This window comes from Propionibacterium cyclohexanicum (assembly GCF_900111365.1).
GTDB lineage: Bacteria > Actinomycetota > Actinomycetes > Propionibacteriales > Propionibacteriaceae > Propionibacterium > Propionibacterium cyclohexanicum.
On record NZ_FOGZ01000011.1, the window covers coordinates 66,944 to 88,277 of the forward strand.

At 68.5% G+C, this 21,334-nt stretch carries 19 protein-coding genes; 16 read left to right on the plus strand and 3 right to left on the minus strand.

All coding sequences use genetic code 11. The features are described from left to right. Window positions 1-51 precede the first annotated feature (51 nt). Window positions 52-1,404: a phosphoglucosamine mutase gene (gene glmM, locus BMX93_RS06805; protein ID WP_091969370.1), complete on the plus strand. Its 1,353-nt coding sequence runs from the start codon at window positions 52-54 to the stop codon at window positions 1,402-1,404. A 9-nt stretch (window positions 1,405-1,413) separates the two neighbouring features. Here the strand turns inward: glmM and coaA are convergent, their stop codons facing one another. After that, window positions 1,414-2,358, minus strand: a complete 945-nt coding sequence (coaA, locus tag BMX93_RS06810) for a type I pantothenate kinase (protein WP_091969372.1) — start codon at window positions 2,356-2,358, stop codon at window positions 1,414-1,416. Between the two features lie 149 nt (window positions 2,359-2,507). Here coaA and glmS point away from each other — a divergent pair, with 149 nt between their 5' ends. From glmS to BMX93_RS06825, 3 genes are read left to right on the plus strand one after another with little or no spacing between them, the layout of a single operon-like run. Next, on the plus strand, window positions 2,508-4,352 hold the full coding sequence (gene glmS / locus BMX93_RS06815; protein ID WP_091969374.1) for a glutamine--fructose-6-phosphate transaminase (isomerizing): 1,845 nt from the start codon (window positions 2,508-2,510) through the stop codon (window positions 4,350-4,352). A 27-nt stretch (window positions 4,353-4,379) separates the two neighbouring features. Beyond that, window positions 4,380-4,748 (plus strand): holo-ACP synthase, encoded by a 369-nt coding sequence (locus BMX93_RS06820; RefSeq protein WP_091969375.1) that lies wholly within the window; start codon window positions 4,380-4,382, stop codon window positions 4,746-4,748. 5 nt (window positions 4,749-4,753) lie between these two features. Continuing rightward, window positions 4,754-6,202 carry an NAD(P)H-hydrate epimerase gene (locus BMX93_RS06825; RefSeq protein ID WP_091969377.1) on the plus strand — a complete coding sequence of 483 codons (1,449 nt, stop codon included), beginning with the start codon at window positions 4,754-4,756 and terminating at the stop codon, window positions 6,200-6,202. Between the two features lie 102 nt (window positions 6,203-6,304). Here the strand turns inward: BMX93_RS06825 and BMX93_RS06830 are convergent, their stop codons facing one another. After that, the gene (locus tag BMX93_RS06830; RefSeq protein WP_091969379.1) at window positions 6,305-7,441 is read right to left on the minus strand and encodes a glycosyltransferase family 4 protein; all 1,137 of its coding nucleotides are present in this window, start codon (window positions 7,439-7,441) and stop codon (window positions 6,305-6,307) included. Between the two features lie 184 nt (window positions 7,442-7,625). On the opposite strand from BMX93_RS06830, the gene BMX93_RS06835 reads away from it, so the two are divergent. The 11 genes from BMX93_RS06835 (at window position 7,626) to groL (ending at window position 20,347) form a co-directional block, all read left to right on the plus strand. Then, on the plus strand, window positions 7,626-9,818 hold the full coding sequence (locus BMX93_RS06835) for a DEAD/DEAH box helicase (RefSeq protein WP_177170105.1): 2,193 nt from the start codon (window positions 7,626-7,628) through the stop codon (window positions 9,816-9,818). Window positions 9,819-9,892: 74 nt separating this feature from the next. Further along, window positions 9,893-10,903, plus strand: a complete 1,011-nt coding sequence (gene tsaE / locus BMX93_RS13480) for a tRNA (adenosine(37)-N6)-threonylcarbamoyltransferase complex ATPase subunit type 1 TsaE (protein WP_342735528.1) — start codon at window positions 9,893-9,895, stop codon at window positions 10,901-10,903. Next, window positions 10,900-11,586 (plus strand): tRNA (adenosine(37)-N6)-threonylcarbamoyltransferase complex dimerization subunit type 1 TsaB, encoded by a 687-nt coding sequence (gene tsaB, locus BMX93_RS06845; RefSeq protein ID WP_091969384.1) that lies wholly within the window; start codon window positions 10,900-10,902, stop codon window positions 11,584-11,586. Before tsaE ends, tsaB begins: the two co-directional genes overlap by 4 nt. Next, a complete protein-coding gene (gene rimI / locus BMX93_RS12895; RefSeq protein ID WP_177170106.1) occupies window positions 11,583-12,062 on the plus strand; it encodes a ribosomal protein S18-alanine N-acetyltransferase in 480 nt (159 codons plus the stop codon). The genes tsaB and rimI overlap by 4 nt, the downstream gene beginning before the upstream one ends. Further along, complete coding sequence (gene tsaD, locus BMX93_RS06855; RefSeq protein WP_091969387.1) at window positions 12,055-13,125, plus strand: tRNA (adenosine(37)-N6)-threonylcarbamoyltransferase complex transferase subunit TsaD; 1,071 nt, start codon at window positions 12,055-12,057, stop codon at window positions 13,123-13,125. The genes rimI and tsaD overlap by 8 nt, the downstream gene beginning before the upstream one ends. A 23-nt stretch (window positions 13,126-13,148) precedes the next feature. Beyond that, a complete protein-coding gene (bluB, locus tag BMX93_RS06860) occupies window positions 13,149-15,011 on the plus strand; it encodes a 5,6-dimethylbenzimidazole synthase (protein ID WP_245725771.1) in 1,863 nt (620 codons plus the stop codon). Further along, complete coding sequence (locus BMX93_RS06865; protein WP_091969389.1) at window positions 15,008-16,384, plus strand: C1 family peptidase; 1,377 nt, start codon at window positions 15,008-15,010, stop codon at window positions 16,382-16,384. Before bluB ends, BMX93_RS06865 begins: the two co-directional genes overlap by 4 nt. Continuing rightward, the gene (locus BMX93_RS06870; protein ID WP_091969392.1) at window positions 16,381-16,920 is read left to right on the plus strand and encodes an NUDIX hydrolase; all 540 of its coding nucleotides are present in this window, start codon (window positions 16,381-16,383) and stop codon (window positions 16,918-16,920) included. The genes BMX93_RS06865 and BMX93_RS06870 overlap by 4 nt, the downstream gene beginning before the upstream one ends. A gap of 166 nt (window positions 16,921-17,086) precedes the next feature. Continuing rightward, window positions 17,087-18,265, plus strand: coding sequence for a THUMP-like domain-containing protein (locus tag BMX93_RS06875; RefSeq protein ID WP_091969394.1), 1,179 nt, complete (start codon window positions 17,087-17,089; stop codon window positions 18,263-18,265). 171 nt (window positions 18,266-18,436) lie between these two features. Next, entirely contained in the window at window positions 18,437-18,733 is a 297-nt protein-coding gene (gene groES, locus BMX93_RS06880) for a co-chaperone GroES (RefSeq protein ID WP_091969396.1), read from the plus strand. An 18-nt stretch (window positions 18,734-18,751) separates the two neighbouring features. Then, window positions 18,752-20,347 carry a chaperonin GroEL gene (gene groL, locus BMX93_RS06885; RefSeq protein ID WP_091969398.1) on the plus strand — a complete coding sequence of 532 codons (1,596 nt, stop codon included), beginning with the start codon at window positions 18,752-18,754 and terminating at the stop codon, window positions 20,345-20,347. Window positions 20,348-20,428: 81 nt separating this feature from the next. On the opposite strand, the gene BMX93_RS12900 is transcribed toward groL, so the two are convergent. Beyond that, on the minus strand, window positions 20,429-20,599 hold the full coding sequence (locus tag BMX93_RS12900; protein WP_177170107.1) for a hypothetical protein: 171 nt from the start codon (window positions 20,597-20,599) through the stop codon (window positions 20,429-20,431). Between the two features lie 436 nt (window positions 20,600-21,035). Here BMX93_RS12900 and BMX93_RS06890 point away from each other — a divergent pair, with 436 nt between their 5' ends. Next, a complete protein-coding gene (locus BMX93_RS06890; protein WP_091969400.1) occupies window positions 21,036-21,236 on the plus strand; it encodes a hypothetical protein in 201 nt (66 codons plus the stop codon). The last annotated feature ends 98 nt before the right edge of the window (window positions 21,237-21,334 follow it).

Consider the following 21,334-nt stretch of genomic DNA (forward strand, 5'->3'; position numbering starts at 1 on the left):
TGGCGATGCCACCGGGGCGGTGCGCGGACCCGAACCGCTAGAGTCGGCGCTATGTCTCGACTGTTCGGAACCGACGGCGTGCGCGGAATCGCAAACGTCGACCTCACTGCTGATCTGGCCCTGGAACTGTCCGTGGCCGCTGCTCACGTGCTCGGCGAGAGCGGGGCATTCGACGGGCGGCGCGCCGTGGCGATCGTCGGGCGCGACACCCGCATCTCGGGGGAGTTCCTGCAGGCTGCGGTGATGAGCGGCCTGGCCAGCGCCGGTGTCGACGTCATCGATGTGGGTGTCATCCCCACCCCGGGCCTGGCACATCTCGTGGAATCCCGCAATGTGGATCTGGGGGTCATGCTGTCGGCCAGTCACAACCCGATGCCCGACAACGGGATCAAGTTCTTCCAGCGCGGTGGAGTGAAGCTCGACGATTCGATCGAGGACGCCATCCAGGAGCGGCTCAACACCGACTGGCAGCGCCCGACCGGCCGCGACGTGGGGCACATCCGCCGCGACGAGCGCCTGCTCGACCTGTACATCGACCATCTCGTGGGCTCGCTGGGTGAGCAGAGCCTGGAGGGACTGCGGGTGGTGCTGGACTGCGCGAACGGCGCGTCCTCGGTGACGGCGAAGCGGGCCTTCGAGGCCAAGGGCGCCGAGGTCGTGGCCATCAACTGCAGCCCCGACGGGCTCAACATCAACGATCACTGCGGCTCCACCCACATCGAGGGTCTCCAGGCTCGGGTGGTCGCCGAGAAAGCCGACCTCGGCCTGGCCTTCGATGGTGATGCCGACCGCTGCCAGGGTGTCGACGCGAAGGGCGCCGTCGTCGACGGCGACCAGATCATGGGCATTCTTGCCCTTGACCTCAAGGAACACCACAGGCTCGCCTTCAATACGCTGGTGGCCACCGTGATGAGCAATCTGGGCCTCCTGCTCGCGATGCGCGAGCATGGCATCACCGTGGACACCACGAAGGTCGGCGATCGCTATGTGCTGGAGGACATGGTCGCCCACGGCTTCACGCTCGGCGGCGAGCAGTCCGGCCACGTCATCATGAGTGAGTACGCCACCACCGGAGACGGCGTGCTCACCGGGCTGCACCTGGCCGGCCGGGTGGCTCAGACGGGCCGTCCGCTGGCCGAGCTGGCTGCTGTCATGCACCGGCTTCCCCAGGCGCTCATCAACGTCGCCCAGGTGGACAAGGCCCGCGCCGCGCTGGATCCGGTGATCCTCCACGAGGTGGAAGCCGCCACCCAGGAACTCGACGGCTCAGGACGGGTCCTGCTGCGGCCCTCCGGCACCGAGCCTCTGGTGCGGGTGATGGTGGAGGCCGAGAGCCAGGAACACGCCGACCGGATCGCCGCGCAGCTCGCGGCGGTCGTGACTCAGCGCGTCGGCCTCGGCTGAACGGGCGGCTCAGATCCGCCGCAGCCGCACCGACTCGATGTGGTGGCCCGGGCCCTTGCGCAAGATGACGCTCGCCCGGGGCCTGGTGGGAGCGATGTTGCGGCGCAGATTCGGCCCGTTCACGGTGTCCCACACCTGACGGGCCATCTCGCGGAACTGCTCGTCGCTCAGCGAGGCGAAGGTCCGAAAGTAGCTCGAGGGATCGTCGGCGGTCTTGCGGAAGGCGACCGCCCGATTGACGAACCATGTCACGATGTCGGCCTCCTCGGCGTCCACATAGACCGAGAAGTCGATGAAGTCGCTCACCGCCACACCGCCGGTTGGTGCCGGCTGCAAGACATTGAGACCCTCGAGCACCAGGATGTCGGGGGCATGCACAGTGACGCTGGCTCCGGGCACGATGTCGTAGGTGATCTGCGAGTAGACCGGCACCGACAGGTCCTGAACGCCCGACTTCACATCGGAGACGAAGCGCAGCAGCGCCTTGCGGTCATAGCTCTCCGGAAAGCCCTTGCGGTCGAGCAGACCCGATTCCTGCAGCTCGGCGTTGGGACGCAGGAAGCCGTCGGTGGAGACCAGCGCGACATTGGGCCGGCGGGCGCCCCGCGCCAGCAGCTCGCGGATCAGCCGGGCGACGGTGGATTTCCCCACCGCGACCGAACCTGCCACCCCTACGACGAATGGGGTGCGTTCGTCCATGATGCCGAGGAATCCGTTCTGGGCCGCGAAGAGGCGGCCCAGATTGGCGCGGTGCAGTTCCATGAGCTGGACGAGCGGCAGGTACACCTCCCGCACATCGTGGTCATCGGTGGGGTCCTGGATGCTGCGAAGCTGCTCGATGGTCTGGCGGCTCAGCCGGATGTGGGAGTCCTGCGCGAGCTCGGCCCATCGGGCACGCGGAAGTTCCACCCAGGGGGAGTTGGCGGCATCCTCGACGGGTCTGCTGACTGTCACATCGTCCTCGTTCTTCGCGGCGTCACACGGCCGGGCGCCTGCTCGCGACTGAGCCCATCACGTGAGTGCGCGCCTGTCCACTACCGGGCATGGACTGCGGCGCCGTGTCGGGGATGACCGGGCCGGTGGGCTTCCGTAGTCTGGGAAGCATGTGCGGAATCATCGGATATGTCGGCCCCCGTCAGGCAGTTGACGTGATCATCGCCGGGTTGCGCCGGCTCGAATACCGTGGCTATGACTCGGCGGGAGTCGCTGTCCAGACCGATGGGCGGATCGAGTGGCGCAAGAAGGCCGGCAAGCTCGCCAACCTTGAAGCGGCGCTGGCGGACCAGCCGCTGCCTGCCGCCACCCTTGGCATCGGGCACACCCGCTGGGCAACCCATGGTGCCCCGACCGACGAGAACGCCCATCCCCACCTGTCGGGCGACGGGCGGATCGCCGTGGTCCACAACGGGATCATCGAGAACTTCGATGTCCTGCGCGCCGAGCTCGCGAACGACGGCGTGCGCTTCATCTCCCAGACCGACACCGAGGTCGCCGCGGCCCTGCTCGGCCGCGAAGTCGATGCCGGAGCCGATCTGACCCATGCCATGCAGGCGGTCAGCCGCCGTCTGGAAGGCGCCTTCACCCTCGTCGCGATCGACGCGCAGGACCCGACCCGGGTCGTCGCAGCCCGCCGGAACTCACCCCTCGTGGTCGGATTGGGCACGGGAGAGAACTTCATCGCCTCCGACGTCGCCGCCTTCATCGAGCACACCCGCGAAGCCGTCGAACTGGGCCAGGACCAAGTGGTGACCATCACCGCCGAGTCGTTCGAGGTGACCGATTTCTGGGGCCAGCCCGTACAGACCAGCCGCTACCACGTCGACTGGGACACGGCGGCCGCCGAGAAGGGCGGCTTCGACTGGTTCATGCGCAAGGAGATCTTCGAGCAGCCCAAGGCGATCGCCGACACCCTGCTCGGGCGCTATTCGGCGCGTGGCGAGCTCGTTCTCGACGAGATCAGGATCTCCCCCGAGACGCTGCGCCGAATCGACAAGATCGTCATCATCGGCTGCGGCACCGCGCACTACGCAGGGATGGTCGCGAAGTACGCGATCGAGCACTGGGTGCGGATTCCCTGCGAGGTGGAGCTGGCCAGCGAATTCCGCTACCGCGACCCGATCGTCAACCCCCAGACGCTGTGCGTGGCGATCAGCCAGTCCGGCGAGACCGCGGACACCCTGCAGGCCATCCGTCATGCCCGCGAGCAGGGCTCGCACGTCATCGCGATCTGCAATACGAACGGCTCGACGATCCCACGGGAATCCGATGCGGTCATCTACACCCATGCGGGACCGGAGATCGGGGTGGCGTCCACCAAGGGCTTCACCACGCAGCTGGTGGCCTGCTATCTGCTGGGGCTCTACCTGGCCCAGATCCGGGGCATGAAGTACGGCGACGAGATCCGCGATGTGATGGACGAGCTCCAGCAGCTACCGGCCAAGGTGCAGGAACTGCTCGACCACGCATCGACGGTCTACGAGCTCGCCCATCAGCTGGCCGACCAGGAGGACTACATCTTCCTCGGGCGCCATGTCGGCTACCCGGCGGCGCTGGAGGGGGCACTCAAGCTCAAGGAGATCGCTTATCTGCACTCGGAGGGCTTCGCGGCCGGAGAGCTCAAGCACGGGCCGATCGCCATCATCAATCCCGACATGCCGGTCTTCGTCATCGTGCCGCCCCAGGGCCGCGACCAGCTCCACGACAAGGTGGTGAGCAATATCCAGGAGGTGAGGGCGCGTGGTGCGCGGACCATCGTGCTCGCCGAGCAGGGCGATGAGCACGTCGTGCAGTTCGCCGATACGGTCATCGGGCTGCCCACCGTGAGCACCCTGCTGCAGCCGGTGCTGGCGGTCGTTCCCCTCCAGCTGTTCGCCTGCGAGGTGGCCACGGCGCTGGGCAATGACGTCGACCAGCCGCGTAATCTGGCCAAGTCGGTGACAGTCGAATAGACGCAAGCCCATCACGAAGGGGGCACGATGATCGTCGGCATCGGGGTCGACGTGTGCGATGTGGCGCGCTTCGCGGCGATGTGCGAGCGCCGTCCGGGCATCGTCGAGAGGATCTTGTGCCCCCACGAGCGGCTGGCGGATGGCCGGCCCCGCAGAGCCGAGTCACTCGCCGCCCGCTTCGCCGCCAAGGAGGCGCTGGCCAAGGCGCTCGGTGCCCCGCCGGGACTGGCCTGGCACGATGCCGAGGTGATCGTGGACGACATGGGCCGTCCGCACTTCGAGCTGCGCGGCACCGTCGCGGCGAGGGCGGTGGCTCTGGGAGTGACTCGGGTGCACCTCTCGCTGAGCCACGACGCCGGGGTGTCGCTGGCCTATGCCATCGCGGAAGGTCGCTGAGTGTCATGAAGAGTGTGGCCACTGTTGAGCAGATCCGTGCAGCGGAGCAGGCATGGTTCGCCGCGCATCCGGGCGAGGATCTCATGCGCGTCGCCGCGGGCCATGTCGCGGCGTCCGCGATGGAGATGCTCGGGGCCGTGCCGGGGCGGGTGCTCGTCGTCGCGGGCCGCGGGGACAACGGCGGCGACGGGCTGTTCGCCGCCTGCGATCTGATCCGTGCCGGCTGCCATGTGGCGGTCTGGTGCACCTCGTCACACTGGCATCCGGCCGGCCACCAGGCGGCGCTCTCGGCCGGCTGCGCGATGGTGGAGCCGGTCGATGCCATCGAAGGGCTGCCCGAGGTGGATCTCGTCATCGATGCGGTGCTGGGCATCGGCGGGCGCCCCGGGCTTGATCCCGTGGTGGCGCAGTTCGCCCGGGCCTGCGCCGATCTCGAGGTGCCGGTGCTGTCGGTCGACCTGCCGTCCGGGTTGGCTGCCGATGGTGTGGGCTGGCAGGAGCGAGACTGTTTCCGCGCCACCCGGACGATCACCTTCGGGGCCCTCAAGTTGTGCCACGTGGCGCAGCCCGCCGCTGGGCACTGCGGACAGGTGGAGGTCGCCGACATCGGCATTGCCCTCGGCGAACCCCGCATCCAGCTTGCCGAACCGGCCGACGTGGCGATGCGCTGGCCGGTTCCCGACGCGCGCAGCGACAAGTACTCCAGGGGGGTGCTGGGGCTGGACACCGGCTCGCAGCGCTTCCCCGGGGCGGGTGTGCTGAGCACTCTCGGGGCACTGGAGGCAGGCGCCGGGATGCTGCGTTTCTGCGGTGCGCCGGCCAGCGCCGCGATCATCGCCACGACGATGCCCTCGGTCACCTTCGGTGCGGGGCGCGTCCAGGCATGGGTGGCCGGCTGCGGCTGGGGTAATGGCGATCGCGCCAGGCTCGACGCGGTGCTGGCTCACGGCCGCCCCGCTGTCATCGACGCCGACGCTCTCAGCGTTCTGCCGCGCACCATGCCGGCCGGCTGTCTGCTCACCCCGCACGCCGGGGAGCTCGCCGCGCTGCTGGGCATCGATCGCTCCGCTGTCGCGGCCGACCCGCTGGGTGCGGCACGTGAGGCGGCCCGCCGGCACCAGGCGGTGGTGCTGCTCAAGGGAGCCAGCCAGTACATCGCCGAGCCGGACGGACGGATCAGCATTGCGGTGCCCGGCCCGGCATGGACTGCCCAGGCCGGATCGGGTGATTGCCTGGCCGGTGTCTGCGGCACCCTGCTGGCCGCAGGACTTGACGCCCGGTGGGCAGCCCTGCTCGGCGCTTCGGTGCAGGCCCTCGCTGCCCTGGACATGCCCGGACCTCATCCCCCCGATGTGCTGGCCCGTCATTTCCCGCAGCTCATCGCCCAGCTGGTCGCCACCGCGCCTGTCGATAGGCGCGCCGGGGTGCGCGATGTTGATCTTGGGACGGGCTGAGTTCCCGGCACGGTGATCATGGGGAGCCGTCAGCCAGTGAGGGGTATGCGTCGATCGGGGCTGGCGTCGATCGGGGCTGGCGTCGATCGGGGCTGGCCTGGTTCAGGCGGCGACGACGGCGCTGCGGCGGGTCATCGAGAGGGCCTGGAGGTAGTAGCCGTGGAGCTGGCTGCACAGCTTCGGCCAGGTGCGCGGCTCCATGGTCAGGCGCGCCGACTGGCCGAGCCGGTGGCGCAGCACGGGATCGGCAACCAGACGGGCAACCGAGTCGTGCAGATCGGTCATGTCGCCCGGGGTGTAGAGGTGGCCGGTGCGTCCCTCCTGGACGATGTCGATCGGCCCGCCCCTCCTCGGTGCCACCACCGGCAGTGCGCACGCGGAGGCTTCCTGCAGGGTCTGTCCGAAGGTCTCCAGCTCGCCGGGATGAACGAAGACATCGACGCTGGCCAGGTGGCGCGGCAGCTCGTCCCCGGTCTTGGCGCCGGTGAAGATCGCGTGGGGGAGCTGTTCGCGCAGCTCGTCGCGCTGTGGCCCGTCCCCGATGACCACGAGCTGGGTCCCGGGGATGTCGTCGAGCACTGCCAGATCGCTGACCCTCTTCTCGGCGCCGAGCCGGCCCAGGTAGCCGATCACGCACTGACCGTGCGGAGCCCAGGTGGCATGCAAGTGCTCGTCGCGCCGAGCCGGCTGGAAGCGCATCGCGTCGACGCCACGGCCCCACACCCCCACGCGCGGGAAGCCGTGGTCGAGCAGTTGGCCCATGGTGAAGCTGGACGGGGCCAGCGTGAGGGTGGCCATCTCGTGGACGCGGCGCATGTGGCGCCACACCGCGCTCTCCGCCAGGCCGTAGCCATAGCGCACCGCATAGCTCGGCACGTCTGTCTGGTACAGCGCGACGCTGGGCAGGCCGAGCCTGCCGGCCGCAATGAGTGCCGTGCGCCCGAGGAGCACGGGGGCGGCAGCGTGCACCACATCGGGAGCGAACTCGGCGAGTTTGCGCTCAAGGGTGGCAACGGTGACGGTGGCCACCCGGAAGTCGGTGTACCACGGCAGAGGCAGCGATCCGACGGTGTGCACAGGGAAGCCCAAATAGTGCGAGGGGACGCCCTTCGGGTCATCGGGTGCCAGCACCATCGCCTCGTGTCCACCGGCCTTCAGTGACTCCAGGACCCGCAGGACGGAATTCGCCACGCCGTTGATCTGGGGGAGGAAGGATTCGGTCACGATCGCCACACGCACAACTCGATTCTAGAGTTCGGGGTGGTCGCTGCGGGCCCATGCAGGCCCTGAGCGGGTGAACACCTGGCGAAGGCTCGGCAGCCAAATGGTCGCCCCGGTGAACAGTCGTCTACGATGGTCTTAATCAATCCCCGGCCCCGTGAGATCTGTTGCTGGGCTCTTCCGATTCCTCATGAGAGTGCCGATGCCCAAGAAGTATGTCCATGACCATGCGCGCCGCGATGTCGATCGGCGTCCTCAGGGGCGCCCGGCGTCTCGGGGAGGCTGGCGCGATGCCGGTGCCGAACGCGACGAGGCAGGCAGCCGGGAGGGGCAGGGCCGCCACAATCGCAGCGAATGGTCCAGGGGCGGCTCGAAGCCAGCATGGCGAGCGGATGCCCCTCGCGGACGCGGGGGGCGCCGCCGCGACGAGTGGGGGCCGTCGACCGGCCGCCGAGATGAGCGCGGGGAGCGTCCGGCCTCCGAGGGCTGGCAGGATCGTTCGCGCGAGGACCGTCGTTCGCGCGAGGACCGCAAGGACTGGCGCGACCGGGACCGCAAGGACTGGCGCGACCGCGACCGCAATGACTGGCGCGACCACTCCGGCCCCCAGCGCGGGCACGGAGGTGGTCCGGACCATGAGGGCCGCAGCCCATCGGGTGATCGCTTCGATGCTGGCGACCGCGGCGCGCGGGATCGAAGGACCGGGTCGCGTGGCAGAGCCGGTTCGCGCGAGGACCGTGCCCCCTATGACCGTCCCCGCTCCGGTCGTGCCGGTGCGGAACGCCGCTCGGGGGGAGGCGGTGTGGAACGAAGCGCCTGGGGTTCCCGCCCCATGAACTCCCGCGGCGGGCGTCCCGAGCGGGGCGGCTGGGATGATCGGCCCCGCAGGGACGGCAGCAATGGCTGGGGACGTGGCGACGACGGCCGCTCGCGTCCTGAACGCCGCGAGGCAGGACAGGCCCGCGAATGGAACCATGGCCGCCGCGACGAGGCCCGCCGCGGCGAGGCCCATCGCGGCGAGGCTCCCGCCGCGGTGGCACCCCGCGTCGCGAAGAAACCGCGCGCCGAGGCCGTGAAGCGTCAGCTCAGGCGCTCCGAGGGCTTCGCCGAACTCGGAGTGCCACAGCTGATGGCAAGTCTGCTCGCCGGTCAGGGCATCGCCGTGCCCTTCCCGATCCAAGCAGCGACGATTCCCGACGCACTGGCGGGACGCGATGTGCTGGGCCGTGGCCAGACCGGCTCGGGCAAGACGCTGGCTTTCGGATTGCCCACCATCACGCGGCTCGCGGCGCGCGAGCCGAGCAAGGACTCGCGCCCGGGCGCCGTCCTGCTCGCCCCCACCCGAGAGCTCGCGATGCAGATGCATGACGTGCTGCGCCCGCTGGCCCAGACCATGGGCCTGAGCATCGTGCTCGTCGCCGGAGGCATGAGCTACACCCCACAGCTGCGCGCCCTGCAGCGCGGAGTCGATATCGTCGTTGCGACGCCCGGACGGCTCATCGATCTCATCGAGCGGGGCGCGGCCGATCTGAGTGTCACCGAGATCATCGTGCTCGACGAGGCCGACGAGATGGCGGACATGGGCTTCATGCCGGAGGTCACCCGGATTCTCGACGAGATCCCCGGGTCGGCCCAGCACTTGCTGTTCTCCGCCACCTTGGACAATCAGGTCGATGAGCTGGTGAGGCGCTATCTGCGCAACCCGGTGGAGCACGGCGTCGACAGCGCTCAGGCCAGTGTCACGACGATGCGTCACGAGCTGCTCGCGGTGAGCGCTCGGGAGCGCGCAGGCATCATCGCCCAGACGGTCAACCGTCCGGGGCGCACCATCGTATTCGTGCGCACCCAGGTGGACGCCGACGACACTGCCGACGCGCTGCGCCATGTCGGCATCATGGCCGGTGCCCTGCACGGCGGGCTGCCGCAGGGGCTGCGCGCCCGCGTGCTGCACGCCTTCCGCGAGGGCCGCATTCCGGTGTTGGTGGCCACCGATGTGGCAGCGCGCGGCATCGACGTCGACGATGTCTCGCTGGTCCTGCAGGCGGATCCGCCCCACGATTCGAAGGACTACCTGCATCGTGCCGGGCGCACCGCCCGGGCCGGTGAGGAGGGCCTGGTGATCAGCCTCGTCACTGCGCGTCAGCGCGGGCGGATGGCCCGGATCACCCGCGAGGCCGGGGTCGACGCCCGTCCGCGCCCCGCCCACGAGGGCGAGGTGCTGGCCGAGCTGACCGGCGGTACACGTCCCGAGGGCGCGCCCATCACCGAGGAGCAGTATCGCGGCATCGTGGCCCCGCCCCGTCCGCCTCGCCGGCAGGGCTCGGGCCCGCGCCGCTTCCCCCGCCACGGCCACGGGGACCACAACCGTGCCCGTCGCCCTCGCGAGCAGTCCTGAGGCTGGCAGCCCGGCCGGCCCGATCGCGTCCGTGCTGCGGGGCACCTGCCCCCACAGCGGTAAACTGTGCCCTCGTGACCGAAGACGAGGTGCAGCTGAGGCTGGCGGACGAGGACGACGCGCCAAGCCTGCTGGCTCTCATCCGGACCTCCTTCGCCGCCCGCCGGCCGGTCGATCCGCCGCCAGCCGCCCTCAAGGACGGTGTCGAGGACGTGGCACGCCGGATTCGCGAGTGCGGCGGGGTGGTCGCCAGCATCGGGGGAGCCCCGGTGGGCTGCCTGCTCATGAGCAGCCAGCCGGACGACACCCTCATGGTGCACAGAGTGAGCGTCCTGCCCGGCCACCAGCACGAGGGGGTGGCCTCCGCGCTCGTCCGTGGTGCCGGGGAGTGGGCCGCAGACCAGGGGAAACGCCGAATCCAGCTCATGGCCAGGTCCGATCTGCCCGAGCTCGTCTCGTGGTGGCAGATGCACGGTTTCACCATCGACCACGCCGTCGAGGGCGGCTATATCCTGGCCCGAATGCTGCCGGTCAGTGTCACCGTGCCGAGCGCCGAGGACATGCGGGCGCTGGGCCGTGCCCTCGCCGCGCGGATGCGAGCCGGTGACCTCCTGGTCGCCAATGGTGAGCTCGGTGCGGGCAAGACCACGCTCGCCCAGGGCCTGGGCGCCGGCTTGAGGGTACAGGGACCGATCATTTCACCCACCTTCGTGCTCGCGCGCATCCATCGCTCCCTCGGTGAGGGGCTCGGGCTCGTCCATGTGGACGCCTATCGGATGGGCTCGGCCGCCGAGCTGGAGGACATCGATCTCGACTCGTCGATGGCGGATTCGGTGACCCTGGTGGAGTGGGGGGCCGGCCTGGCCGAAGGTCTCTCGCGAGACCACCTCGATATCGACATCGTGCGCAGCGAGGACCCCGACGACGACACCAGGACCGTCTACCTCAGCGCCCACGGCCCGCGCTGGGAGACCGAGGACCTCTACTCGCTGCGGCGCGAGGTCCGCCCCGACCCCCACGAGGATCGGCTGGCCTCGGGGCAGCCCGAGCATGGTCGATCGAATCCGGGCCAGGAGGCCTCATGACACGCTGGACACTTGCCCTCGACACCTCGACCCTGGTGTGCGCCGGCCTCGCCCGTGAGGGGCAGCAGGTCGCCTCTCGCGCGGTCGGCGACAATCACTCCCACGTGGAGCTGCTCATTCCCACCATCGACGCGATGCTCACCCAGGCAGGAGCCACCTGGGGGGAGCTGAGCCGGATCGGCGTCGGTGTCGGCCCTGGCCCCTACACCGGGCTGCGAGTCGGTCTGTCCGCGGCAGCCACCTTGTCACTGATCAGCGGAGCCCCACTGCGCGGAGTTGCCAGCCTCGATCTCCTCGCTGCCCAGTGGTCGGCAACCAAGCAGGCACCTCACGAATTCGTCGTCGCCTCCGATGCGCGGCGCAAAGAGCTCTACTGGGCGCGTTACCGCGAAGGCGTCCGGGTGGGAACTCCCCAGGTCGGTGCGCCGGAGAGGATCCCCGAGATGGCAATCGCCGGGCCGGGAGTCGATGTCTATCCCGAGCTCCTCGCGGACCGGCGCCCCGAATCCGCGCCCCGCGCCATCGACGCTGGCTTTTTGGCCGCCCACCTCGACGAGCTGCCCGATGCCGGTGTCGAGCCGTTGTACCTGCGCAAGCCGGATGCCGAATTGCCCGGTGCTCGCAAGTCCGCCCTCACGGGGCGGCATCGTCGAATGGGCACCTCGCGCCGGGCCGGCCGGTGAAGACCGCACAGCTCGTATCCGTGCTCAGTGCGGCGGATCTCAGCTCGCTGCTGGCCTTGGAGGCTGCCGGCTTCGGGCAGCGGGAACGCTGGAGCGCTCGATCCTGGCAGGCCGAGCTGCTCGCCGCGAGCAGGCACGGTTTCGCGGTGCGCCGTGGCCGCGACGTCGTGGCCGCCTGCCTGGTGAGTGTCATGCTCGGCGAGGCCGAGCTGCTGCGCATCGTCGTTGCCCCCCAGCAGCGGGGCCAGGGGTTGGGCCGGCGGCTGCTCGGCGAGGCCATCGTCTGTGCCCGCGAATGCGGTGCCGAGCGGATGCTGCTCGAAGTCAGTGAGCACAATGACGTGGCGCGGGCGCTCTACGCGTCTGCCGGCTTCGTCCCGATCCATCGCCGCGAGAACTACTACGGTCCAGACAAGGACGCCCTGGTCATGGCCAAGACCATGACCTCGGCTGCCACGAGGGGGAAGAATGACTGAGCCGCTGGTGCTCGGCATCGAGTCGAGCTGTGACGAAACGAGCGTAGGCATCGTCCGCGGCGAGCAACTGCTCGCCAATCAGATCGCCAGCTCGGTGGAATTGCACGCCAGATTCGGCGGAGTGGTTCCCGAAGTGGCTTCACGTGCTCATCTGGAGGCCATCGGGCCCACCCTGCGCCGTGCCCTCGCCGACTCCGGGGTGGATCTCGGTGAGCTCGACGCGATCGCGGTGACCGCCGGACCCGGCCTCATGGGCTCCCTCGTCGTGGGCCTGTCGGCCGCGAAGGCCCTGGCGGCCTATCTCAACAAGCCGCTGTACGGGCTCAACCACCTCATCGGGCACGTGGCCGTCGATCTGCTCGACCATCCCGACGGCGAGCCCGCCCGTCCCATTGCCCAGCCCTGCCTGGCCCTGCTGGTGAGTGGAGGGCACACCCAGATCCTGCGAGTGGACGACATCACCTCCAAGGTCACCGAGATCGGCACGACCATCGACGACGCAGCCGGCGAGGCCTACGACAAGGTGGCGCGGCTGCTCGGCATGCCCTATCCCGGCGGCCCCGTGATCGACAAGGCTGCTGCCAGCGGGAATGCCCGAGCCATCCGCTTCCCCCGCGGGCTCACCGCCCAGCACGACCTCGAACGGCACCGTTTCGACTTCAGCTTCTCCGGTCTGAAGACCTCGGTGGCCCGTTGGGTCGAGAGCTGCCGGCTCGAGGGCCGCGAGGTGCCCCTCGAGGATGTCTGCGCAAGCTTCCAGGAGGCCGTCGCCGACGTGCTCACTGCGAAATCGGTGGCGGCCGCCCAGCACTTCGGAATCGGGCACATGATCATCGGCGGCGGGGTGGCGGCCAACTCCCGGCTGCGCAGCCTGCTGGAGGAGCGCACTGCGGCGGCAGGCATCGAGCTCAGGCGCCCCCGGCCGGGCCTGTGCACCGACAACGGCGCGATGATCGCCTGCCTGGGTGCCCAGGTTGTCAAGGCCGGTCTGGCACCCAGCGGCCTGGGGATCGGCGCAGATTCCGGGCTGCCAGTGCAGACCGTGCTCGTGCCGGCCGTTTGACCCGCGATGACTAGGCTGAACCCGTGACCTCCGATGAGCCCCAGCGGGCTGTGGACGAGCATCTGTGGGCCAGGCCGATTCCCACCATCGGCGATTCCAGCTCGGCCGCCCAGCGGGCGGGGGACCGTGCGGGCTGGGCCTTCGATGCCGCGACCCGCGAGGCGCTGGCCACTGTTCTCGCGGCGCGGCGCGACATTCGCCGCTATCGTCCCGATGCCGTTGCGGCCGGACTCGTCGATGAGGTGCTCGCAGCCGGTCATGCCGCTCCCAGCGTCGGCCAGTCGCAGCCGTGGAGATTCATCGTTGTGCGTGACCCGAGGATCCGCGAGCGGGTTGCGGTGATGTCCGACCGAGAGCGCCTGCGCCAGGCTGCCCAGCTCAGCCCGCAGCGCGCCCGGCAGCTGCTCGATCTCCAGCTCGAAGGAATCCGGGAGGCACCGCTGGGGATCGTCGTTGCCTGCGATCGGCGCACGCCTGCCCAGGGCATTCTCGGGCGGAACACCTTCCATGACGCGGACATGTGGAGCTGCGCCTGCGCCATAGAGAACATGTGGCTGACCGCCAGGGGCGCTGGCCTGGGCATGGGCTGGGTGACACTGATGCGCCCCTGGGAGCTTGCCGGCCTGCTCGGCCTGCCCGCTGGCGTCGAGACGCTCGGCTGGCTGTGCCTCGGCTGGCCCGACGAACGCCCACCCTTCCCGGGACTGGAGCGCCGCGGATGGTCCCGCCGGCTCCCGCTGCGCGATGTCGTCATGACCGACCGCTGGCCGCACGATGCGCCGCCGCCGCCCGCCTCGGGACTTGCCACGACGAGGGCGGGGGACGAGGGGGAACCTGCCGCCACCGTGTCACCCGGTGATCTGGTACGGTCGCCCTCCGATTCGCGGCTGCGCAGCGATCTTGTGGCCCCCGGACCGCGACGCGTCGTGCATGCCCGGGATCGAGCAGACCTGATGCTCACCGCGCCGGGTTCGCTGGGCGTCCTCGATCAGGCCCTGGACCGGCTGGTCGCCGTGTGCGGTGAGCAGGTCGCCACAGGCACGCTCGTCATCGCCGCTGCGGATCATCCGGTTGTCGGCCGAGGCGTCTCGGCATTCGATCCTGCCGTGACCAGGGAGGTGATGGCTGCGAGCGTCGAAGGGGTTGCGCTGGGCGCCCTCACCGCGAGGACAGCCGGGCTCGATGTGGTCCTTGTCGACGCCGGCATCGAGGGTCCACCGCTCGCGGGGACCCACCCGATGCGACCGAGGGGACCCAGGGGCGATCTTGTCGCGGCTTCGGCGATGACCATCGAGGACACCACCCGGCTGGTCGACTCGGGCCGTGCGCTCGGTGCGAGCCTCGCCGCCCACGGCCTGGTCTGTCTCGGAGAGATCGGAGTGGGGAACACCACAGTGGCTGCAGCGCTTGCCTGTGCGCTGTGTGAGATCGCTCCCGAGCTGGCGGCCGGCCTGGGGGCCGGAGCCGATTCGGCGATGATGCACCGCAAGGCCACTGTGGTGGCGGCGGCACTGGGTCGCGTCGATTGCGCTGCGCTGCGTCGAGACCCTGTGCTGGCATTGGCCGAACTCGGGGGCCCCGAGTTCGCGGTTCTCGCGGGAGTGGTGGTCGGTGCCGCGCAGGCCGGGGCGATGGTGGTCCTCGACGGACTGGCTACCAGCGTTGCGGCGCTCGCCGCGGTCGAGGTGAATCCGGCAGTCCAGTCGCACCTGGTGGCCGGTCAGGTGAGCAGAGAGGGCATTCACCCTCAGGTGCTCACCGAGTTGGGCCTTGAGCCGGTGCTCGACCTGCGTCTGCGGGCCGGGGAAGGCGTAGGCGCCTGCCTCGCGGCACAGATCTTGCTGACAGGACTCCAGCTACGACGGAACGGAGCACACACCAGATGACGCCGAACAGGACCACGACTGGACCCACCTCGGCAGATCGCCCGCGTGGCGAGGACAGCAGCCGGCCGGCCGTCCTCGATCCCCGCTGGCTGTCGGCCCGCAGTGCCGAGATGCTCGACGAGCCGATGGCCCGCGCAATGCGAAATGCCGTCACCACCGCGAGTGTCGAGGCGCTGAGTCTGGACCGCGCGGTGGTCAGCTCTGTGGATTCGAGCGTGTCGGTGCGCCTCGACGACCATGCCGTCACCGACCAGAAGCACTCGGGCCGGTGCTGGGCCTTTGCGGGCCTCAACGTGCTGCGGGCCCAGATCACTGCCGAACTGGGGCTGGCGGACTTCGAACTCAGCGAGAGCTTCGTCTACTTTCACGACCTGGCCGAGAAGTGCAATGCCTTCCTCGCCACCGCAATCCGTGACGCCGCCAGGCCGCTGGACGATCGCGAGGTGCGCGCCGACTTCGAGTCCCCGGTCAGCGACGGCGGCTACTGGCAGGAGTTCGTGGATCTGGTGACCAAGTACGGCATCGTGCCGCACTGGGCGATGCCCGACGCGGAGTCCGCAACGAACTCCGCAGCCATGAACGAGCAGCTGTGCACGCTCATGCGCCGGGCAGGCCTGATGCTGCGCGAGTCCGTCAGTGCGGGCGATGATCCCGAGCCCATCAGGCGCTCGGCCCTTGCCGACACGCACCGGATCCTCGTCACCCATCTCGGTGCACCTCCCCGGGACTTTGTGTGGCAGTACCGCGACAAGGACAAGCACTTCGTGCGTGTCGGGCGAATGACCCCCACGCAGTTCGCCGAACGCTATGCCCACGGGCTCGCAGACTACTTCGTGCTCGCCCATGATCCCAGGGCGGGGATAGACCTCAACCATCGGTATGCGATCGATCGTAGCTCCCGTATGGTCGGCCGCCCGGACTACGAGCATGTCAGCGCCGAGCTCGCGGTGCTCAAGGAGGCGGCCGTCGCGACCATCCGTGCCGGTGAGCCGGTCTGGTTCGTCTGCGATGTACGCAAGCAGCGCGAGAAGAAGGCTGGCATCTGGCATGCTCGCCTGCACGACTACGAGGGTGTCTATGGTGTGCCGCTCGCGATGACCAAGGAGCAACGCCTGGTGAGCTGCGAGATAGAGCTCAGCCACGCGATGTGCCTCACTGGCGTCGACCTCGTCGACGCCAGACCGAGGCGCTGGCGGGTCGAGAACTCCTGGGGCGATGAGGCGGGCGAGAAGGGCTATTGGACGATGGACGACTCGTGGTTCGACGAGTACGTCTTCCAGGTGGTCGTCGCGCCCCAGCGGGTGCCTGGTCAGGTGCGCGCGGCGCTCGCCGGTCCGGTGAGCGTCCTGCCCAGCTGGGACGTGTTCCGGTGATCACCCCGGTACTCACCACTCTTGCCTTCATCAGGCACCCGGATGGTGAGCGCGTGCTCATGGTGCATCGCACGGCCCGTGCGGGTGACGACCAGTTGGGCAAGTACAACGGCCTCGGCGGCAAGGTGGAACGCGACGAGGATGTGGTGGCCGGTATGCGCCGCGAGCTGCGCGAGGAGGCTCGCCTCGAAGCGGATTCAATGCGTTTGCGGGGGACGGTGAGCTGGCCGGGGTTCAACCCGGACGGCTCGGATGCGTTCGGATTCATCTTCGTCGTCGACTCCTGGCACGGCGATATTCCGGCCGGCAATGTCGAGGGCCCACTGAGCTGGCAGCGCATCGACGGCCTGTCCCGTCTGGATATGTGGGAGGGCGACCGCTATTTCCTGCCGCTGGTCTTCGACGACGCGATCGGACAGTTCCACGCCGTCATCCCCTATCGCGATGGTCACCCGACTGGTGCCAGCTGGTCGGTGCTGCCGGGTCCGGGCGCGGGCTCAACGCCGTCAGGTCCTGGCGCGGGAGCCACGCCGTGAGGTCCCCGGACGCGAGCGAGGCCTGCACGTCGATGAGCCGCTGATTGGCGCTGCCGCGAAACGGCAGGCCTGGCTTTGCGCGGGGTGAAGAGGGCGTGGCGGCCATCGCGTTCGGCGGCCGCCCGGCGCGCTTCGGGGCGGTCGCCGGGATCGATAGCATCGCCGGGTGGACATCGACACGGCCCGGGCACTCGTCTCGCCGCTCGGCGAGCAGGCGCTGCGGGCGGCTGCCGAGCTCCTGGCGCCCGAGTCCCTGGCGGCTGGCGAGGCGATGCGCCGGGATTATCCTCCGGCACTCGCGGCTGCGGCTTTGACGCAGATTCAATTGCGCCGGGCGGCCGAGGCGAAGCTGGGGGAGCGGGCGGGACAGCTCTTGTGGACGCGCGACGGACTGGAGCAGGCCACCCGGGGTGCGGTGGCGCGCTGGCGAGCCCGGCGGATGGCTGGTGCCCGGGTGCGCACGGTCCTCGACCTGGGATGCGGCATCGGCTCCGATGCGCTCGCGTTCCTCGACGCCGGCCTGGGAGTCGTCGCCGTGGAGGCCGATCCCGCGACAGCCGTATTGGCAGCCCATAATCTGCCCGGGGCCCAGGTGATCTGCGCGGATGCCACGGCGGTCGCCGATGAACTGATCGCTCGGGCCGGTCCCCACGCATGCGTCTTCCTCGATCCGGCTCGACGCACCGCCCGCGGGCGCAGCTGGCGGGTCGAGGATCTCTCCCCGCCGTGGTCCTTTGTGCTCGCCATGGCAGCGCGGCGCGCCGGTCTGTGCGTCAAGCTCGGACCGGGGATCGCTCCGGAGATTCTGCCGGCAGCTCTCGACGCCCTCTGGGTCAGCGAGCACGGCGAACTCGTGGAGTGCGGGCTGTGGGCCCTGCCCGCGACGGATCACCGGGCGGGGCAGCGCGGTGCCGTGCTCCTGCCCCAGGGCCTGCAGGTCACCCGCCGCGATGGGGCGGACGAACTGCCCGTGGGGCCACTCGGCCACTGGCTCTACGAGCCCGATCCCGCGGTCTCGCGCGCCGGGGCGCTCTCCTCCATCGGGGCAGGCCTGCGGCGATTGCACCCCCAGGTCGCCTATCTCGCTGCCGATGAGCCGATCGACACCGGCCTGGCCACCGGCTTCGAGGTGATCGACGTGCTCGACCCGGCCACGAAGGTGCTGCGCCGATGGGTCGGCGAGCACGAGGTGGGCCGGCTGGAGATCAAGAAGCGCGCCGTACAGGTCGACCCGGCGCAGTTGCGACGCGCGCTGCGCCCCAGAGGGCCCCATGCTGCCACGCTGATACTCACTCCTACCTCCGAGGGAACCCGCGCACTGGTGGTGAGGCGGATGCCCCACTGACCTTGGCACTCAGCTTGATCGAGTGCTAACTGGGGTATAGCGTGATTTCTGGCAGTCCCCGGTGGGGAGTGCCAGTCCAGGGGATGGCACCGCGACGACGTCCCACTGGTCGCCCAAGAGAACACGTGCGTCGAAGAATCGGCGCGAGACTAGTGAAGAAAGGGGTTTGACGTGGCAACCACGATCAAGCCGCTCGAGGACAGGGTCCTCGTTCTGCCTCTGGAAGCTGAGACCACCACTGCTTCGGGCCTGGTGATCCCCGAGACCGCCAAGGAGAAGCCCCAGGAGGGCAAGGTCATCGCTGTCGGACCCGGCCGTGTGGACGACAAGGGTGTTCGCGTACCGGTCGACATCAAGGTCGATGATGTCGTCATCTTCTCCAAGTACGGCGGCACCGAGGTCAAGTACAACGGCGAGGACTACCTGCTGTTGAATGCCCGCGACGTGCTCGCGGTCGTCGAGAAGTAAGAGGGCGGGACCACACAGATGGCTAAGCAACTTCAGTTCGACGAGGAAGCACGCCGCTCTCTCGAGCGCGGCGTGGACGTCCTCGCCAACACCGTCAAGGTGACGCTGGGCCCCAAGGGGCGTTACGTCGTCCTCGACAAGAGCTATGGCGCCCCGACCATCACGAACGACGGTGTCACCGTCGCGAAGGAGGTCGAGCTGACCGATCCCTACGAGAACCTTGGCGCGCAGCTGGCCAAGGAGGTTGCCACCAAGACCAACGACGTGGCCGGTGACGGCACGACGACCGCTACGGTGCTGGCCCAGGCGCTCGTCCACGAAGGCCTGCGGGCTGTTGCCTCCGGCACGAACCCGGTCGGCCTCAAGCGCGGCATCGAGAAGGCCGTCGGGGCACTCACCGAGTCGCTGCGCGCGTCGGCCCGCGAGGTCCAGACCACCGATGACATGGCGAACGTTGCCACCATCAGCTCCCGTGACGAGGAGATCGGCAAGACCATTGCCGAGGCCTTCGACAAGGTGGGCAAGGATGGCGTCATCACCGTCGAGGAATCGCAGACCTTCGGCACCGAGCTCGAGTTCACCGAGGGCATGCAGTTCGACAAGGGCTATGTGTCGCCCTACTTCGTGACCGACCAGGATCGCATGGAGGCCGTGCTCGAGGATCCCTACATCCTCATCAACGACGGCAAGATCTCGGCCATGAACGATCTGCTCCCCCTGCTGGAGAAGGTCATCGCCGCTAAGGGCCAGCTCGTCATCATCGCCGAGGACATCGACGGTGAGGCGCTGTCCACCCTGGTCGTGAACAAGATCCGTGGCACTTTCACCTCCGTCGCCGTCAAGGCTCCGGCCTTTGGCGATCGTCGTAAGGCGATCCTCGAAGACATCGCCATTCTCACCGGCGGCCAGGTGATCTCCGAGACTGTCGGCCTCAAGCTCAGCGAGGTCGGCCTCGACGTGCTGGGCCGGGCGCATCGCGTCGTCGTGAGCAAGGACAACACGACGATCGTCCAGGGCTCGGGCAGCACCGAGGACGTGCAGGCCCGCGTCAAGCAGCTGCGCGCCGAGATCGAGCGCACGGACTCCGATTGGGACCGCGAGAAGCTGTCCGAGCGGGTCGCGAAGCTCGCCGGTGGTGTCTGCGTCATCAAGGTCGGTGCTGCGACCGAGGTGGAGCTCAACGAGAAGAAGCACCGCATCGAGGACGCCGTGTCCGCCACGCGCGCCGCGATCGAAGAAGGCATCGTCGCAGGTGGTGGGGCTGCGCTCGTGCACGCCGCCGCAGCAGCCGATAGCCTCGCGCTGTCGGGCGATGAGGCCGTGGGTGCCCAGATCGTCAAGAAGGCCGTTGTCGAGCCGGCGCGCTGGATCGCCGAGAATGGCGGCGAGCAGGGTTATGTCATCGTCTCGAAGATCGCCGAGCTCGGCGACAACGAGGGATACAACGTGACGACCGGCAGCTACGGCAATCTCATCGACGCTGGCGTCATCGACCCGGTGAAGGTGACCCGTTCGGCGCTTGCAAATGCGGCCTCCATCGCGGGCCTGCTGCTGACCACTGAGACCTTGGTGGCCAACAAGCCCGATGACGACGAGGATTCCGACAAGAAGTAAGGCCTGATCTGGTTATCCAGATCAGAGGGTGGGGCTCCGCTGACGCGGGCCCCACCTTTCGCTTTCTACAGCAAACGATCGTTAGCGGGGGTGGAAGTCGAATCGGCGGCCGGTCGCGATCTGCTTGATCGACACACTGCCCTCGCGACGGCGAGCGACACGCACGACATTGTCGCCGAACTCACAGGGATAGGGCTTGGGCATGATGACATCCTCCAGCGGCACCAACCGGCACCACAGATCAGATGTCACCTACTCATACAGCAGTCCCCCTTTTCATGTCGATTCCTTCGGTGTGAAGGTTCTCAAGTCCAGCGGGATGGGGTGCGTCGTATGAGACTCAGCTCATCGGACGCAGCCATGTGGCACGTTCAAACCGCGTGACTGAGGTATATGGGTACTACTCAAGTCACAGCAAAATCATCAGTTCGGTGGCTTGTGCTGGAGGGGAAGCCTGCTGCAGTTCCCTGTTCGTTCACCCGAATATCGGTTCCTGTTGCTCTTCACTACTGAATGTTGGCGTACCAGCGCACGGCAGCACCCTACGTCATGTGTGGAAGCCAGTGCCGGGGGCAGACCATTGGCGATCGTTAGTGGGACACCTGCTTGTCCGTGCTTCGTCGAGTCGTCGATGAGAAAGCAGCACATCTGGTGTAGACAACGTGAACAATCAGTGAACACTCCCGCCATGCCGAGCAAAATGATGTTAAGTAACTACTGGTCCCGCCTCTCCCAGGAACAGGAGGTGACTGGCATGGACAAGGAGTCCGATTCCAAGGACCTGATGGATGAGTTCACCCTTGATGACGAAGTAACCGAATTGGCGAGTGTGGATGATCTCTGGTACTTCGTGACGAAGAACGGTAGCTGGGTTGTTGGTACTGGTTAATACGGCTCTTCCCAGATGAGGGTGTAGGCGACGCAGCAGCCGTGGTGGGAGGGCGCGGCGCGTCGGTGCCCGGATAGTGGCCGAGGCCTTCCGAGGAT

Bases quoted from the DNA above. Each gene is read 5' to 3' on its own strand.
- glmM (WP_091969370.1), top strand. From the start codon at position 52: ATGTCTCGACTGTTCGGAACCGACGGCGTGCGCGGAATCGCAAACGTC.
- glmS (WP_091969374.1), top strand. From the start codon at position 2,508: ATGTGCGGAATCATCGGATATGTCGGCCCCCGTCAGGCAGTTGACGTG.
- BMX93_RS06820 (WP_091969375.1), top strand. From the start codon at position 4,380: ATGATCGTCGGCATCGGGGTCGACGTGTGCGATGTGGCGCGCTTCGCG.
- BMX93_RS06825 (WP_091969377.1), top strand. From the start codon at position 4,754: ATGAAGAGTGTGGCCACTGTTGAGCAGATCCGTGCAGCGGAGCAGGCA.
- BMX93_RS06835 (WP_177170105.1), top strand. From the start codon at position 7,626: ATGCCCAAGAAGTATGTCCATGACCATGCGCGCCGCGATGTCGATCGG.
- tsaB (WP_091969384.1), top strand. From the start codon at position 10,900: ATGACACGCTGGACACTTGCCCTCGACACCTCGACCCTGGTGTGCGCC.
- tsaD (WP_091969387.1), top strand. From the start codon at position 12,055: ATGACTGAGCCGCTGGTGCTCGGCATCGAGTCGAGCTGTGACGAAACG.
- BMX93_RS06865 (WP_091969389.1), top strand. From the start codon at position 15,008: ATGACGCCGAACAGGACCACGACTGGACCCACCTCGGCAGATCGCCCG.
- groL (WP_091969398.1), top strand. From the start codon at position 18,752: ATGGCTAAGCAACTTCAGTTCGACGAGGAAGCACGCCGCTCTCTCGAG.
- BMX93_RS06890 (WP_091969400.1), top strand. From the start codon at position 21,036: ATGCCGAGCAAAATGATGTTAAGTAACTACTGGTCCCGCCTCTCCCAG.